We start from the raw sequence: 14,352 nt of genomic DNA on the forward strand, positions 1-14,352 counted from the left end.
GATCCGCCCGAGCCGTCGAGCGATCCACCGAGGTCGTTGACCACCACCTTGGCCCCGCGCGCGGCGAGGGCCAGGGCGTGGGCGCGGCCCAGCCCCCCGCCGGCGCCGGTGACGATGGCTACGCGGCCATCGAAGCGAATCTCGGTCATGGGGGCCTCCCTCTTTGCGGGAGAACCTAGCCTGCCTTGGTCGGCGGAGTCGCGGGGGTCGGCGCGCGCTTGGCGCCGGCGACCTGGCCTGGCTTCATGAACTTCACGAGCACGCGCTGGCCGATCAGGAACGGCGCGCCGTCGGCGCTGACCACCACCTCGACCACGCGTTCGTCGGTGCGTTCGGCCGGATCGTCCGATTGCAGCTTGCGGGCCCCGAACATGGCCGCGCGACGGATCACCTTGCCGACATAGATCTTCGAACCGTCGCCCTCGGGGCTGATCTCCACCGGCTGGCCGATGAACACGGCCGGCACCGCCGCCTCGCTGATCTCGGCGCGGACGATGCGGGCGGTGTTGGGCTCGAGATCGAACATGGTCGAGACGTTGAGGGTCGAGGCGCCGGCGCCCGGGTTGGCGTAGCGGCGGACGATGCGGCCGTTGGCGGGCGAGCGGATGATGGTCAGCTCGACGTCGTAGGCGGCCTGGTCGCGGCGGGCGCGAGCGGTCTGCACGGCGGCCTGCTGGGCGCCGAGGCGGGCCTGGGCCTGGGAGATGGCGTCCCGGGCCTGGTCGAGACGCTGGGCGGCGACGAAGTTGGTGGCGGCCAGACGCTCCAGCCGCTCGAACTCGCGCTGGGCGGTGCGGATGTCGACCTGGATCAGGCGCAGCTGGCTTTCGGCGGCGGCCAGATCGGCGCTGGCGGTCTGCAGGGCCAGGCGCGGCTCGTCGTCCTCCTGACGGGCCAGGATCTGGCCGGCGACGACGCGGTCGCCTTCCTGCACCAGAACCTCGCGCACGACGCCGCCGCGGCGGGCCGCGATCTGGATGATGCCGCCCTCGATATCGACCTTGCCGTTGGCGATGGCCGCATAGGGACTTTCGACCTTCTCGGAGGCGGCTTTCTCGTCAGCGGCCTTCTTGTCGGCCGCCTGCCCCTGCAGGAACAGGACGGCGAACACCGTGATCCCTAGGGCGGCGATGCCGATCCAGAGCCATTTGTTCTTGAGGATGCGCATTTCGGTTCTCGGTCAGAAAGGGCGTTCAGTGCGACGCCAGAACGGCGTCGGGATTGGGAGTGCGGCGTTCGTCGCTGATGATGACGCCGTCCTCGATGTGGATGACGCGATCCGCCCAGGCCTCGAGGCGCGGGTCGTGGGTCACGCAGATGACGGCGGCGCCGTGCTCGGTCGCGGCCCGGCGCAGCAGGCGGATGACCACCTGACCGTTCTCGCCGTCCAGCGCCGAGGTCGGTTCGTCCGCGAACAGGATCTGGGGGTCCTTGGCGAGGGCCCGGGCGATGGCGACGCGTTGCTTCTCGCCGCCGGACAGGGCGGTCGGACGCTGGTGCAGGCGATGGCCGAGACCGACCTCCTCCAGCGCCAGCTGGGCGCGCTTCTTCGCGTCGGCGGGCGACAGGCCCTGGAATTTCAGCACCACCTCGACCTGCTGCAGCGCCGTCAGCGCCGGGAACAGGTTGAAGCCCTGGAAGATGAAGCCGCAGTGCTCCAGCCGGAAGCGGTCGATCCGCCCGGCCGAGAAGCTCCAGAGGTCATCCACGTCGAGGGTGTCGACCCGCCCCTGCTCGGGACGCAGCAGACCCGACAGGGCCGCGATCAGGGTCGACTTGCCCGAACCCGACGGCCCCATGACCATGGTCAGGTCGCCGTGACGGGCGTCGAAATCCACGCCCTTCAGCACCTCGACGAAGCTCTTGCCGGACTTGAACCGCTTGACCAGGCCCTTGGCCTCGATCGCGAAGTCGCCGTGCTTTCCGTGCACCTTGGTATGGCCGGTCATCGCAGCAGGTCCGCAGGTTGGCTGTTCTTGAGGATGCCGAGCGACAGCAGGCCCGACAGCATGGCGATGAGGATCAGGCCGCCGCCGACGACGATCAGCAGCGGGATCGGCAGGGCGATGATGACGGCGTTGGCCATCGCGAACAGCTGGATCAGCCAGGTCAGGAAGATCGCCGCGACCACGCCGACGCAGCCGACCCAGAAGCTCAGCTCCATGACGATCCGGCGCAGGCTGCCCATGCCGACGCCGAGGGCGCGCAGCGAGGCGAACTCCTTGATGTTGGCCATGATGGCGCCGCGCAGGGTCTGCCAGGTGATGGCCACGCCGATGATGGTGCCCAGCACCACGCAGCCGCCGATGATGATGACCAGGATGCCTTCCTCGAACATGGCGCCGGCGTTGGCGTCGGCCAGTTCCTGACGGGTCCAGGCCTTCCACTGGCCGTCGCCCTGCACGTTCAGCTCATCGGCGACGCGCTGGGCCTGGGCCGGATCGGACAGCTTGATCATCAGCGGGCCGACGCGCGGCCCGGTGTCGGCCTGGCCCACCATGCGCAGGGTGTCGCGCGACATGATGATCGTGGCCTGCATCATGTTGGGATAGCCGCGGGTGATGCCCACCACGGTGACCGTCTGGCCGTTGTAAAGGGCCTTGTCGCCCAGCTTGACGCCCAGCTTGCGCGTGGCGGTCTCGTCGATGGCGACGGTGTAGGGCTGGCGCAGGGCGTCGACCAGTTCCTGCGAATAGTCGGTCGGGATGGTGACCGAGCCGGGCGTGGTGTCGATGATGCTGGTCTGGACGAACTCCTGACGCGGCGCGCCCATCTTGGCGCGATCGGCCTGGGACATGGTCGGGTCGACGTTCTTGACCGACTGGAACGAGCCGCCGGCGCCGTCCAGCGGCTGCACCTCGATGACTGCGGGATTGCGGTAGGCCAGCGGGATGAAGCGACGGGGCACGCCCGACGGTCCGCCGATCAGGCTCTTGGCCCCCGGCTGCATGATGATGATGTCGGCGCTGGAGCGCTCGATCGTCGCAGTGAAGCCCTTGCCGATGCCGATGAAGACGCCGGTCATGGCCAGCACCAGCAGGCCGGACAGGGCGAGCGCCATCACGGCGGCCATGTAGCGGCGCCACTCATACAGAAGGGTTGAAAGCGCGAGCGACATGTAACCAACGAGCCCCGGACGATGAGCGTTATCTGACGACCGTTGAGGTTGTGGCCAAGTTAAATCGGGGTAAGGCGATCAGCGCTCGGCGAAGACCTGTGCGGTAAACCGTGGACGACCGGCGAAGAGTGGCGCTAGGTACGCGCCCAAGAGGGCTGGCACGGTCGTGGTCAGGCCCAGGGAGACCACTGCATGCTGTTCCGTTCGCTGCGTTCCGCCGTCCAGGCGACCGCTTCCATCATCGCTGTCGGCGGCGTCATGGCCGTCCTGGGCGCGCCGGGAACCGCCCGCGCCGACGAAGGCATGTGGACCTTCGACAACTTCCCGATCGCCACGGTCAACCAGCGCTACGGCACCCGGATCGACCAGCAGTGGCTGGACCGCGTGCGCAACGCCTCGGTGCGTATCCAGGGCTGCTCGGCCTCGTTCGTGTCGCCGGAAGGCCTGATCCTGACGAACTGGCACTGCGTCGTCGGCTGCTCGCAGGAACTGTCGACCCCGACCCAGGACTTCGTGAAGAACGGCTTCATGTCGGCGACCCGCGAGGAAGAGCGCCGCTGCCCGGGCCAGACCGCCGAGGTCCTGACCGAGATCGTCGACGTCACCGACCGCGTGCTGGCCGCCGGTGAAGGCCTGGAAGGCGCCGCCTTCAACGCCGCCCGCTCGGCCGAGATCAACAAGATCCAGCAGGAAGCCTGCGCCGGCGACGCCAAGTTCAACTGCCAGGTCATCAGCTTCTACCGCGGCGGCAAATACGCCCTGTACAAGTTCCGCAAGTACGACGACGTCCGCCTCGTCTTCGCGCCGGAAAACCAGGCCGCCTTCTTCGGCGGGGACCCCGACAACTTCAACTTCCCGCGCTACGCCCTCGATGCCGCCTTCCTGCGCGCCTATGAGGACGGCCGTCCGGTCAACGTCGGCAACAACTACCTGCGCTGGAACCCGAACGCACCGGCCGAAGGCGACGTGACCTTCGTCTCGGGCAACCCGGGCACCACCCAGCGCCTGCTGACCATCAGCCAGCTGGAACGCCTGCGCGACCAGCAGCTGCCGGTCACCCTGATCCAGAACTCGGAACTGCGCGGTCGCCTGCTCGAGTACTCGCTGACCGGCGACGAGGCCAAGCGCGTCTCGTTCGACCCGATCTTCGGCCTCGAGAACAGCTTCAAGGTCTTCTACGGCCAGCAGGGCGCCCTGACCGATCCGGCCTTCATGGCCCGCAAGCGCGAGGAAGAGGCCGAGCTGCGCGCCCGCGTCGCCGCCGACCCCGCCCTCGTCCAGCGCATCGGCGACCCGTGGGCCGACCTGGAGCGCGTTCAGGCCACCGCCCGTGACCTGTACCTGCCCTACCGCCAGCTGGAACAGTCGGCCGGCGGCGGCTCGCAACTGTACGCCTACGCCCGCGCCATCGTCCGCGCCTCGAAGAACACCAACCTGAGCGAGGCCCAGCGCACCCAGATGGCCGCCGCCATCTCGGCCGAGACGCCGATCTACGTGGACATGGAGGAAATCCGTCTGCGTTACTGGCTGTCGAAGACCCGCGAGTACCTGACCGTCGACAATCCGCAGGTGAAGGCGCTGCTGGGCCGTGAAAGCCCGGAAGCCCTGGCCGACCGTCTGATCTCGGGCACGAAGCTGGCCGACCCGGCCTTCCGCGCCCAGGCCCTGACCATGACGACCGAGCAACTGATCGCCGCCGATCCGCTGCTGGCCTTCGTGGCCGCCAACGACGACGCGGCCTCGAGCATCGGCGCGCGCTGGAACGCCGAGGTCAACGCCCCGACCGCCCGCGCCGCCGAGAAGGTCGCCCAGGCCCGCTTCGCGGTCTACGGCACCAACCTGTATCCGGACGCCACCTTCAGCCTGCGCCTGTCGTACGGCCAGGTGCAGGGCTGGACCTACCGTGGCATGACCGTGCCGGCCTTCACCTACATGGGCGGCGCCTACGAGCGCGCGACCGGCTCCGAGCCGTTCAACCTCGCCCAGGCCTTCATCGACAACGAGGCCCGGGTGAACAAGGACGTGGTCTACGACTTCTCGTCGACCAACGACATCATCGGCGGCAACTCGGGCTCGCCCGTGATCAACGCCAACGGTGAAGTCATCGGCGCCGCCTTCGACGGCAACATCCACTCGCTGGGCGGATCGTTCGGCTATGACGGCGAACTGAACCGCACCGTGACGGTGTCGACCGCCGCCATCACCGAGGCGCTGCGCAACATCTACCCGATGCCGCGCCTCATCGAGGAACTGGGCGTCGACCGTCCGCAGCGTCGCCGCCGCTAAGAGTGACGTGACAGACCCTTCTCCCCCTGCGGGAGAAGGTGTCAGGCCGCAGGCCTGACGGATGAGGGGTCGCACCGGTCTTGCCGGGCGGCCCCTTCGTCTTCATGGTCCCCGCCTCATTCGGTGAAAGCCGGAGACACCCCTCATCCGACCCGCTTCGCGGGCCACCTTCTCCCGCAAGGGGAGAAGGAAGGAGTTGATTATGCGCCACCTCACCCCCGCCCTCGCCGCCGCTGTCCTGACCCTCGCCGCCGGCTCCGCCGCGAAGGCCGAGGAAGGCATGTGGACCTTCGACAACTTCCCCATCGCGCGGGCGAACCGGACGCTGGGCACCAACATCGATCAGGCCTGGCTGGACCGCGTGCGCCTGTCGTCGGTGAAGTTCGGCGGCTGTTCGGCGGGCCTGGTCTCGGCCGAGGGTCTGGTGATGACCAACAACCACTGCGTCGCCACCTGCGTGGCCAATCTGTCGACGCAGGAGATCAACTACGCCGAGACCGGCTTCACCCCGCGCAGTCGCGAGGAAGAGCTGAAATGCCCGGGCGGCACGGCCGAGATCCTGACCGACATCACCGACGTGACCCAGCGCATGCACGCCGCCGGCGCCGGCCTGACCGGTCAGGCCTTCACCCGCGCCCGTGACGCCGAGGCCGGCCGGATCGAGCAGGAAGCCTGCGCCGGCGATCCGAACAAGCGCTGCCAGGTGGTGACCCTGTACCGGGGCGGCCAGTTCAAGCTCTACACCTACAGGAAGTACTCGGACGTCCGCCTGGCCTGGGCGCCCGAGGATCGCGCCGCGACCTTCGGCGGCGACCTGGACAACTTCAGCTTCCCGCGCTTCGCCATCGATGCGGCCTTCATCCGCCTGTACGAGGACGGCCGTCCGGCGCAGACGCCGGTGCACTTCAAGTGGAACGCCGACCGTCCGGTCGAGGGCACGCCGGTCTTCGTTTCGGGCAGCCCCGGCGCGACCCAGCGCCTGCTGACGCAGGACCAGCTGTTCAGCGTGCGGGACGTGGTCCTGCCCATGGACCAGCTGATCGCCTCCGAACTGCGCGGCCGTCTGATCCGCTACTCCGAGGAGGGCGAGCGTCAGGCCTTCGAGGCCATGGACCCGATCGTCTCGATCGAGAACACCTACAAGCGCGGGCTGGGCCGGATGCGCGCCCTGACCGACGCCAACTTCATGCGCATGAAGGCCGAGCAGGAAGCCGACTTCCGGGCCCGCGCCGAGGCCGGCGCCGGGGCGAACAACCCGTGGACGACCCTTAGCGCGGTGCAGCCGATCCTGCGCGAAAGCTATCCGGCCTACGCCCTGCTGGAGGGCGGCACCGGCATCGGCACCACGCCGGTGGGCGGCGGTTCGCAGCTGTTCCTGTGGGCCCGGACGCTGGTGCGCGGCGCGCAGGAGCGGGCCAAGCCCTCGGCCGAGCGCCTGCCGGAATACGCCGACAGCCGCCTGGCGGGCGTGCAGAGCGGTCTGTTCGCCGAGCGTCCGGTCTATCCGGGGCTGGAGCAGGTCCGCATGGAATGGTGGCTGTCCAAGACCCGGGAATGGCTGACGGTCGACAGTCCGAACGTCCGCGCCCTGCTGGGCAATGAGTCGCCGGAGCAGCTGTCGGCCCGCCTCATCGAAGGCACGAGCCTGGGCGACCCGGCGGTGCGCCGCGCCCTGTGGGAAGGCGGGCTGGCGGCCATCGAGGCCTCGGACGACCCGCTGATCCAGTATCTGCTGCGCATCCAGGAACCGACCCGCGCCGTCCGCGCGGACTGGGAGGAAAAGGTCCAGGCCCCGACCGACCGCGCCTCGGAGCAACTGGCGGCCCTGCGCTTCCAGACCTACGGCGACACCGTCTATCCGGACGCCACCGGCACCCTGCGCCTGACCTACGGCCGGATCGAGGGCACGGACGTACCTGGACAGCGGTTTGGAGCCTTCACCACCTTCGCCGGCCTGTGGGACCGGGCGACCGGCGCCGCGCCGTTCGACGTCGCGCCCAGGCTGCTGGCCGCCCGCGACCGCATCGACGGTTCGACCGTGCTGAACATGGCGGTGTCGTCGGACACCATCGGCGGCTCGTCGGGTTCGCCGGTGGTCAACGCGGCGGGCGAGATCGTGGGGGCGAATTTCGACTCCACCGTCCTGACCCAGCGCAACGCCTATGGCTATGACCGCAACGTCAACCGCTCGGTCATCGTGACCACCGGCGCCGTGACCACCGCCCTGCGCGATGTCTACGGCATGCAGCATCTGGTGGAGGAACTGGGGGTTCGCTGAGGCGGACTCGGTGGCTAGTGGCTAGTGGCTCGTGGCTAGTGGCTAGTGGCTAGTGGCTAGTGGCTAGTGGATCAGGCGAAAGGCTTCGCGGTCCAGACAGAAAGAAGCCCCGCTCGGCGATCCGGGCGGGGCTTTTTCATGTGCTCGATGGAGGCTGCGGCCAAAATAGCCACTAGCCACTAGCCACTAGCCACTCCCTAGAGCTGGCTCATCTTCTGCTGGGCCTTCGAGAAATACTGCCAGCCGGTCCACAGGGTGACGACGGCGGCGACCCAGGTCAGGACCACGGCGAAGGTCTCGAAATGCGCCTGCCATTCCGGGGCGGTGCCGTCCGGGTTGGTCAGGCCGAAGGCGTCCCACAGCAGGGTCAGTTGCAGGGCGCCCAGGGCGAACATCTGCAGGGTGGTCTTCCACTTGGCCAGCAGGGTGACCGGCAGCTTGACCTTGCCCGCCACGGTCTCGCGCAGGGCCGAGACGGCGAACTCGCGGAACAGGATCAGGCCGCAGGGGATGGCGATGCCCGGCAGGGAGCCCGAGGCCAGCACGCCCAGGATGGCGCCGGTGATCAGCACCTTGTCGGCGATCGGATCGAGGATGGCGCCCCAGCGGGTGGTGGCGTGCCAGCGCCGGGCCAGGAAGCCGTCGACCCAGTCTGTCGAGGCGGCGACGGCGAAGATCCAGAACGCCCAGACCCCGAAGCTGAGCTGCTGCTCGGGCGACAGGAAGCCGTCCATGAAGCCGGGCGCCGCGCCCGCCAGCATCAGGAACATCACCACCCCGGCGGCGAGGCGCAGGCCGGTCAGGATGTTGGGGATGGGATTGGCGTGGTGGGTGGGGGTCATCGCTGCCTTCCGAAAACGGACGTCCGGTGTGCCACGCTTCGCGGTGCGAGGCGAGGCGTCAGACGGCCGCTATTCGAGGGGTTCGAAGCGGCCCGGTCCCTTCAACGCGCGAAGCACGCCGTCGGCGATGCCGAAATGCAGGCCGATCAGCTTGATCTGCCCCGCGGCCTCCCGCTCGGCGATCCAGGGGAAGGTGCGCAGATTGTCCAGCGACAGGCGGACCACGGCTTCCTCGGCCGCGGGCCCCTGCTCTTCCGAAGACACTTCCTCGCAGACCCGGCGGACCGTCGGGCGGCCTTGGGCGACCCAGGGGGCGACGAAGTCCTGCACATTGTCGGGCGCGCCGTGGATCATGGCGTTCACCCCGCCGCAGGAGGCGTGGCCCATGACGACGATGCGCGAGACGTTCAGCACCTTCACGCCGAACTCCAGCGCCGCCGACACCCCGTGCAGATGGCCGTCCGGCTCGTAGGGCGGGACCAGATTGGCGACGTTTCGCACGACGAACAGCTCACCCGGCGCGGCGTCGAAGATCAGGGCCGGATCGGCGCGGCTGTCGGAACAGGCGACGATCAGGGTGTGCGGCTGCTGCCCCTTGGCGAGGGCCTCGTACTCGGCGCGGGCCTCGGGCCAGCGTTCTTCACGGAAGCGGCGATAGCCGGCGGCGATCTGGTCGGTCATGAGGCCGGTATAGGCGATCCGTTGACGCAGGGGGAGAGGGCCTCAGCCCTTGGCCGCCTTGCCGTCGATCAGCACCGCCTGCTGCCACGGGCTGGGCGCCTTGTCGGTGCGGTGGATGCAGCCGACCCAGCAGCAGGGCCGCTTCTTGCCTTCCAGAAGCTCCTCGCCGGTCCGCACGATCCGGCGCTGGCGGGTGGCCGGCTGTTTGGCGTCATCGACCCAGCAGATGAACTCGTTGCGGCCCAGCGGCGTCAGGGCCTGCCACAGCGCCAGCACCTCGGGATCGGACTGGATGGCGGACCGCAGGTCGTCGCCTGCGACGTGGACCGTGCCTTCTGCGAACGCGCTCATGCCGACATCCCTTCCCTTGGACGCCTATCCTAGCCCCGGGCTTCCGGATGGAAAAACCCATGGATCCGCTCGGCCAGCGCCTGGCTGACGCCCTCGACCTTGATCAGGTCCGCCACCGAGGCCCGGCCGACGCCCTTGGCCGAGCCGAAGGCGTGCAGGAGCGCGCGCTTGCGGCCGGGACCGACGCCCTCGATCTCGTCCAGCGGGTTCTTCTTGATGTCCATCGAGCGCCGCTTGGCATGGGCGCCGTTGGCGAAGCGGTGCGCCTCATCCCGCAGACGCTGGATGTAATACAGCGCCGGCGACTTCAGCGGCAGCATGAAGGGCGGCTTGCCGGGGATGAAGAAATGCTCCTTGCCCGCGTCGCGGTCCGGCCCCTTGGCCACGCCGACGGCCAGGATGTCGTCCAGCCCCAGATCGGCCAGCACCGCCAGCACCTCGGCCAGCTGGCCCCCGCCACCGTCGATGAGCAGCAGGTCCGGACGCTCGACCTCCTCGCCCTCGTCCTCGTCCTTGACCAGACGGCTGAAGCGACGACGCATGACCTCGCGCATCATGCCGTAGTCGTCGCCGGGGGTGAGCTCGTCGCCCCGGATGTTGAACTTCCGGTACTGGTTCTTGCGGAACCCCTCGGGCCCCGCGACCACCATGCCGCCGACGGCGTTGGTCCCCTGAATGTGGGCGTTGTCGTAGATTTCGATGCGCTCGGGACGGCTCTCCAGTCCGAAGGCCTCGCACAGTTCGTCGAGGATCTTCGACTGGGCCGAGTTCTCGGCCAGCTTGCGGCCCAGCGCCTCGCGGGCATTGGTCAGGGCGTGATCCACCAGCGCCTTGCGGTCGCCGCGCGCGGGCTTCTCGATCGTCACCACCCGGCGGCCGTCATCGAGCTTGGCCTTCATCGAGAAGGCCTCCTCCAGCAGCTCCTTCTCGTGCGGCACGACGTTGGACAGGATCTGCCGGGGCACCGGCTTGTCCTCGTAGAACTGGCCCAGGAAGGCGGCCAGGATTTCCGGATCCGTGTCGGCCCGGTCCACGCGGGGGAAGTAGGCGCGCCCGCCCCAGTTCTGGCCGCCACGATAGAAGAAGACCTGCACGCAGGCCTGACCGCCGTCCGAATGCAGGGCGAAGACGTCGGCCTCGGCCACGCCCTCGGCGCTGACCGAGTTCTCCATCGAGATGGCCGACAGGGCGCGGATGCGGTCGCGAACGCGGGCCGCCTGTTCAAAGTCCATGTCGTCGGACGCCGCCTGCATCTCGGCGGACAGGCGGCCGATCACCGCCCGCGACTTGCCGCGCAGGAAGGCCTCGGCCTCGTCGACCAGCCCCTCGTAGTCTTCCAGCGAAATCAGGCCCGTGCACGGCGCCGAGCAGCGCTTGATCTGGTGCAGCATGCAGGGCCGCGTGCGGGTCTCGTAGACGCTGTCCGAGCAGGACCGCAGCAGGAAGGCCTTCTGCAGCGTCGTCAGGGTCCGGTTCACCGCCCAGGTCGAGGCGAAGGGGCCGAAATAGTCGCCCTTGATCGTATGCGCCCCGCGATGCTTGCGGACCTGCGGCGCGCGATGGTCGCGGCGGATCATCAGTTCGGCGAACGACTTGTCGTCGCGCAGCACCACGTTGAAGCGCGGCTTCAGCTTCTTGATGAAGTTCGATTCCAGCAGCAGGGCCTCGGTTTCCGAGGCCGTGACCACCAGCTCCATCGAGCGGGTCAGCGAGACCATCAGGCCGATTCGCTGGGTGTGGAAGCGCCCCTGCGCGTACTGCAGGATGCGCTTCTTCAGGCTGCGCGCCTTGCCGACGTACAGGCAGGCGCCGTCCTCGCCGTACATGCGATAGACGCCCGGCTTGTCCGGCGCGCGGCGGGCCTCGTCGCGGATCAGGTCCGCGGCCTTCAGGGCCGAATCGGGGGCGAGCGTCTCCTCGGTCATCCGCGCCAATATAGGCGTCCCCGTCCCGCCGCGAAGCGTCAGCAGTCGCCTAGAAGCGTCGAACCATCAGCACGCCGGCCACGACCAGCGCCACACCGGCCATCCGGCCCAGGCTGATCGGGCTCTGCGGCGAGCCAAACGCGCCGAAATGGTCGAGGATCAGGCCGATCAGCAGTTGCCCCGCGACCATCAGAGTGATGGTCAGGGCGACGCCGAGGCGTGGCACGCCCCAGGCTGCGGCGACCACGAAGATCGCGCCGTACAGGCCGCCGATCCACGCATACCAGGGCAGCCCCCGGGCGGCGGTCAGGTCCGGCTTGGTCTGCAGGATCATGGCCACGATGCCCAGCGCCGCCGTGCCGACCGCGAACGAGACGAAGGCCGCGTTCACCGGCGAACCGACGGCGGTCATCATCTTGGCGTTGGTGGGAGCCTGGAGGGCGGTGGCGCCGCCGGCGAGGACGACGGCGATCATGGACAGCAGCATCGGGTTCATGCCGTCATGGCTAGCACCCTTGCCGGCGGCGCGCACCGGGTCTCAGCGACCGAGGATGAAGCGCGCCGCGCGCTCGCCCTCCGCATCGCCCGCCACGCCGAACTCGACATTGATGTCCCGATGGCTGTCGTCGGGCGCGACCACGACCTGGGCCTGACCGTCGGCGCGGATCAGGGCGGCGGCCAGCCCCTCGCTCTGTCCCCGGGAGTCCGCGCGGCTGGAGATATGGAAGATCAGATAGGGCGGATAGCGAACGCCGGAGCGAACCAGCAGGGTCGGCGACAGGGCCGCGGCGTCGTCGCCGAACGCCTGGGAATAGAGGTTGCCGAGCAGGCGACCCGCGGGGCCGTTTCCCCGATCTCCCGTCGCGTCGTAACCGGCCCCGTCCAGCAGGATCACGCCCGCCAGATCGGACGGCTGCAGGCCCTCACCGGCCAGATAGGTCGGGTCAGCGCCCACCAGGGCCGCCAGATGCGCGCCGGCGGAATGCCCCATCAGGAACAGCGGACGTCCGGGATGGCTGCGCTTCAGGGCGGCGACGGCGGCGGCGACGTCCTGCGCCTGCTCGCGCGGGGTCACCTGCGGCACGAGGCGATAGCCGATGGAGGCGAAGGTCAGGCCGTGGCGCTGCGCGTACTCCGGCAGGCTGTGCACCATGGACTTGTCGCCCATCGACCAGCCGCCGCCATGGATGAAGGCCAGCACCGGCCCGGTGGCCGCGCCGGCATAGAGGTCATAGGCCTGTTTCGGGTCGGAGCCGGTCGCGATCGAGGTGTGCGGCGCGTCCGAACGGCCGTTGCCGTCGCCTCGCCCGCCCTCCCGGCGGCGGAGACGGTCACGAAGGCGCGCCCGGTCCTGGGCGGCGGCGGTTCCGGCGGCGAAGGCGGCGGCCAGCCCGGTCATCAGGGCGGCGCGGCGATGCAGTTCACGCATGGTGTCTCTCCTGAAGCCCCCGGAAAATCCAACGCCAAGCTTGGGCGTTTCCGTCGCTACCAGTCCGGCGTCGGTTCGCTCCCGCCGAACACCTCCGCCAGTCGGGCCCGTGTCGAACGATGCGCATCCTCCGGGAGGGCGGTCGGATCGAACCAGCCGATCTCCGCGATCTCGCCGTGGCTGGAGCGGTCGGTCATCGTGAACCGGTCGATGCGATAGACCAGCACATGGTCGCCGCGGAAATAGCGCTCGTTGGAGTGGACGCTGACCAGTCGCGGCCGCCCCTCGACGATCAGCCCGGCCTCCTCGCGCATCTCACGGATGATCGCGGCCTCGGCGGTCTGCCCGCGCTCGACCCCGCCGCCGGGCAGCCACCAGCCGTGGACATAGGTGTGCTTGACCAGCAGCACCCGCCCCTCGCCGTTGATCGCCACACCCCGCACGCCCAGCGTCATCCCCCGCGTCGCCCGCGAGAAGGCGAAGAACAACGGTCGGGTGAAGGGCTCGATGCGGGCGCGCCAGGTCGTCATCCGGCGACGATAGGGCCTGATCCATTCTTGAACAGCGGGGCCGGTCGCTTTATTGCCGGTCGCATCAAGGAGCTTCCCATGCTGGCCCTCTACATCATCCTCGGCTTCGTCGTCGTGCTCGGCGTGATCAACTTCATCGAGTTCGGCCGGGTTGACTAAGTCTCCCGCTGATCGCGGCGCCGCGCTGGTCACCGGCGGCGGCAAGCGGATCGGCAAGGCGATCTGTCTGGAGCTGGCCCGCGCCGGCTTCGACATCGTGATCCACTATCGAGGCTCGAAGGACGCGGCCGAGGCCGCGGCTGAGGACGTGCGCGCCCTCGGCCGCCGCGCCGTCACGGTACAGGGCGACCTGTCGAACGAGGCGGAGGTGCGCGGGATCGTCCCGGCCGCCGTCGCGGCCATCGGTCCGCTGGCCGTGCTGGTCAACAACGCGTCCGTCTTCGAGGACGACCGGGTCGGCGACCTGACGCGTGACAGTTGGGACGCTCACATCGAGACCAACCTGCGGGCGCCGATCGTGCTGTCCGAGGCCTTCGCGGCGCAGGCCCCGGACGGCGGCTCCATCGTCAACCTGCTGGACCAGCGGGTGCTGAAGCCGGACCCCCGGTTCTTCTCCTACGCCCTGTCGCGCAACGGCCTGTGGTGGGCGACGCGGACGATGGCCCAGGCGCTGGCGCCGCGTCTGCGCGTCAACGGCGTCGGCCCGGGGCCGACCCTGCCGTCCATCCACCAGAGCGCGGACGACTTCGCCGCCGAGGCCGCCGCCGTGCCCCTGCAGAAGGCGGGAAGCCCCGAGGCCGTGGCCGCCGCCGTCCGCTGGCTGGTTGAAGCCGACCTCGTGACGGGCCAGATGATCGCCGTCGACGGGGGCCAGCACCTGGCCTGGCGCACCCCGGATATTGTGGAGTAGCC

General features: G+C 69.2%; 15 protein-coding genes and 1 pseudogene. 5 read left to right on the plus strand and 11 right to left on the minus strand.

The features are described 5' to 3' along the window. The 4 genes from VGE03_RS09825 to VGE03_RS09840 form a co-directional block, all read right to left on the minus strand. A partial coding sequence (locus tag VGE03_RS09825; RefSeq protein ID WP_331046359.1) for an SDR family NAD(P)-dependent oxidoreductase occupies positions 1-149 on the minus strand: 149 nt, incomplete at its 3' end. Positions 150-175: 26 nt separating this feature from the next. Then, positions 176-1,168: an HlyD family secretion protein gene (locus tag VGE03_RS09830; RefSeq protein ID WP_331046302.1), complete on the minus strand. Its 993-nt coding sequence runs from the start codon at positions 1,166-1,168 to the stop codon at positions 176-178. Positions 1,169-1,193: 25 nt separating this feature from the next. Continuing rightward, positions 1,194-1,949 (minus strand): ABC transporter ATP-binding protein, encoded by a 756-nt coding sequence (locus VGE03_RS09835; protein ID WP_331046303.1) that lies wholly within the window; start codon positions 1,947-1,949, stop codon positions 1,194-1,196. After that, positions 1,946-3,118, minus strand: coding sequence for an ABC transporter permease (locus VGE03_RS09840; RefSeq protein ID WP_331046304.1), 1,173 nt, complete (start codon positions 3,116-3,118; stop codon positions 1,946-1,948). Before VGE03_RS09840 ends, VGE03_RS09835 begins: the two co-directional genes overlap by 4 nt. Before the next feature lie 192 nt (positions 3,119-3,310). On the opposite strand from VGE03_RS09840, the gene VGE03_RS09845 reads away from it, so the two are divergent. From VGE03_RS09845 to VGE03_RS09850, 3 genes and pseudogenes are all read left to right on the plus strand, one after another. Beyond that, entirely contained in the window at positions 3,311-5,404 is a 2,094-nt protein-coding gene (locus VGE03_RS09845) for a S46 family peptidase (RefSeq protein WP_331046305.1), read from the plus strand. A 26-nt stretch (positions 5,405-5,430) separates the two neighbouring features. Beyond that, positions 5,431-5,604 (plus strand): annotated as a pseudogene (locus tag VGE03_RS16560) (hypothetical protein). 2 nt (positions 5,605-5,606) lie between these two features. Further along, positions 5,607-7,682 (plus strand): S46 family peptidase, encoded by a 2,076-nt coding sequence (locus VGE03_RS09850; protein WP_331046306.1) that lies wholly within the window; start codon positions 5,607-5,609, stop codon positions 7,680-7,682. A gap of 197 nt (positions 7,683-7,879) precedes the next feature. On the opposite strand, the gene pgsA is transcribed toward VGE03_RS09850, so the two are convergent. From pgsA to VGE03_RS09885, 7 genes are all read right to left on the minus strand, one after another. Further along, complete coding sequence (gene pgsA / locus VGE03_RS09855) at positions 7,880-8,524, minus strand: CDP-diacylglycerol--glycerol-3-phosphate 3-phosphatidyltransferase (protein WP_331046307.1); 645 nt, start codon at positions 8,522-8,524, stop codon at positions 7,880-7,882. A 69-nt stretch (positions 8,525-8,593) separates the two neighbouring features. Continuing rightward, positions 8,594-9,205: a carbonic anhydrase gene (locus VGE03_RS09860; RefSeq protein ID WP_331046308.1), complete on the minus strand. Its 612-nt coding sequence runs from the start codon at positions 9,203-9,205 to the stop codon at positions 8,594-8,596. 42 nt (positions 9,206-9,247) lie between these two features. After that, complete coding sequence (locus tag VGE03_RS09865; protein WP_331046309.1) at positions 9,248-9,556, minus strand: YdeI/OmpD-associated family protein; 309 nt, start codon at positions 9,554-9,556, stop codon at positions 9,248-9,250. 29 nt (positions 9,557-9,585) lie between these two features. Next, positions 9,586-11,481, minus strand: a complete 1,896-nt coding sequence (gene uvrC / locus VGE03_RS09870; protein ID WP_331046310.1) for an excinuclease ABC subunit UvrC — start codon at positions 11,479-11,481, stop codon at positions 9,586-9,588. A gap of 49 nt (positions 11,482-11,530) precedes the next feature. Beyond that, positions 11,531-12,013: a DMT family transporter gene (locus VGE03_RS09875; protein ID WP_331046311.1), complete on the minus strand. Its 483-nt coding sequence runs from the start codon at positions 12,011-12,013 to the stop codon at positions 11,531-11,533. A 6-nt stretch (positions 12,014-12,019) separates the two neighbouring features. After that, on the minus strand, positions 12,020-12,910 hold the full coding sequence (locus VGE03_RS09880; protein WP_331046312.1) for an alpha/beta hydrolase: 891 nt from the start codon (positions 12,908-12,910) through the stop codon (positions 12,020-12,022). Between the two features lie 56 nt (positions 12,911-12,966). Continuing rightward, positions 12,967-13,440 carry an NUDIX domain-containing protein gene (locus tag VGE03_RS09885; protein WP_331046313.1) on the minus strand — a complete coding sequence of 158 codons (474 nt, stop codon included), beginning with the start codon at positions 13,438-13,440 and terminating at the stop codon, positions 12,967-12,969. 27 nt (positions 13,441-13,467) lie between these two features. Between VGE03_RS09885 and VGE03_RS09890 the strand changes: the two genes are divergently transcribed. Next, positions 13,468-13,599: a hypothetical protein gene (locus VGE03_RS09890; RefSeq protein WP_331046314.1), complete on the plus strand. Its 132-nt coding sequence runs from the start codon at positions 13,468-13,470 to the stop codon at positions 13,597-13,599. Continuing rightward, positions 13,592-14,350, plus strand: a complete 759-nt coding sequence (locus VGE03_RS09895) for an SDR family oxidoreductase (protein ID WP_331046315.1) — start codon at positions 13,592-13,594, stop codon at positions 14,348-14,350. The genes VGE03_RS09890 and VGE03_RS09895 overlap by 8 nt, the downstream gene beginning before the upstream one ends. Positions 14,351-14,352 lie beyond the last annotated feature (2 nt).

Origin of the sequence: Brevundimonas sp. (assembly GCF_036400995.1) — a bacterium.
Lineage (GTDB): Bacteria > Pseudomonadota > Alphaproteobacteria > Caulobacterales > Caulobacteraceae > Brevundimonas.

Excerpts from the sequence above, each read along its gene's own strand:
- VGE03_RS09880 (WP_331046312.1), bottom strand. The coding sequence starts at position 12,910 with ATGCGTGAACTGCATCGCCGCGCCGCCCTGATGACCGGGCTGGCCGCC.
- VGE03_RS09865 (WP_331046309.1), bottom strand. The coding sequence starts at position 9,556 with ATGAGCGCGTTCGCAGAAGGCACGGTCCACGTCGCAGGCGACGACCTG.
- VGE03_RS09835 (WP_331046303.1), bottom strand. The coding sequence starts at position 1,949 with ATGACCGGCCATACCAAGGTGCACGGAAAGCACGGCGACTTCGCGATC.
- VGE03_RS09840 (WP_331046304.1), bottom strand. The coding sequence starts at position 3,118 with ATGTCGCTCGCGCTTTCAACCCTTCTGTATGAGTGGCGCCGCTACATG.
- pgsA (WP_331046307.1), bottom strand. The coding sequence starts at position 8,524 with ATGACCCCCACCCACCACGCCAATCCCATCCCCAACATCCTGACCGGC.
- VGE03_RS09845 (WP_331046305.1), top strand. The coding sequence starts at position 3,311 with ATGCTGTTCCGTTCGCTGCGTTCCGCCGTCCAGGCGACCGCTTCCATC.
- VGE03_RS09830 (WP_331046302.1), bottom strand. The coding sequence starts at position 1,168 with ATGCGCATCCTCAAGAACAAATGGCTCTGGATCGGCATCGCCGCCCTA.
- uvrC (WP_331046310.1), bottom strand. The coding sequence starts at position 11,481 with ATGACCGAGGAGACGCTCGCCCCCGATTCGGCCCTGAAGGCCGCGGAC.
- VGE03_RS09850 (WP_331046306.1), top strand. The coding sequence starts at position 5,607 with ATGCGCCACCTCACCCCCGCCCTCGCCGCCGCTGTCCTGACCCTCGCC.
- VGE03_RS09885 (WP_331046313.1), bottom strand. The coding sequence starts at position 13,440 with ATGACGACCTGGCGCGCCCGCATCGAGCCCTTCACCCGACCGTTGTTC.
- VGE03_RS09860 (WP_331046308.1), bottom strand. The coding sequence starts at position 9,205 with ATGACCGACCAGATCGCCGCCGGCTATCGCCGCTTCCGTGAAGAACGC.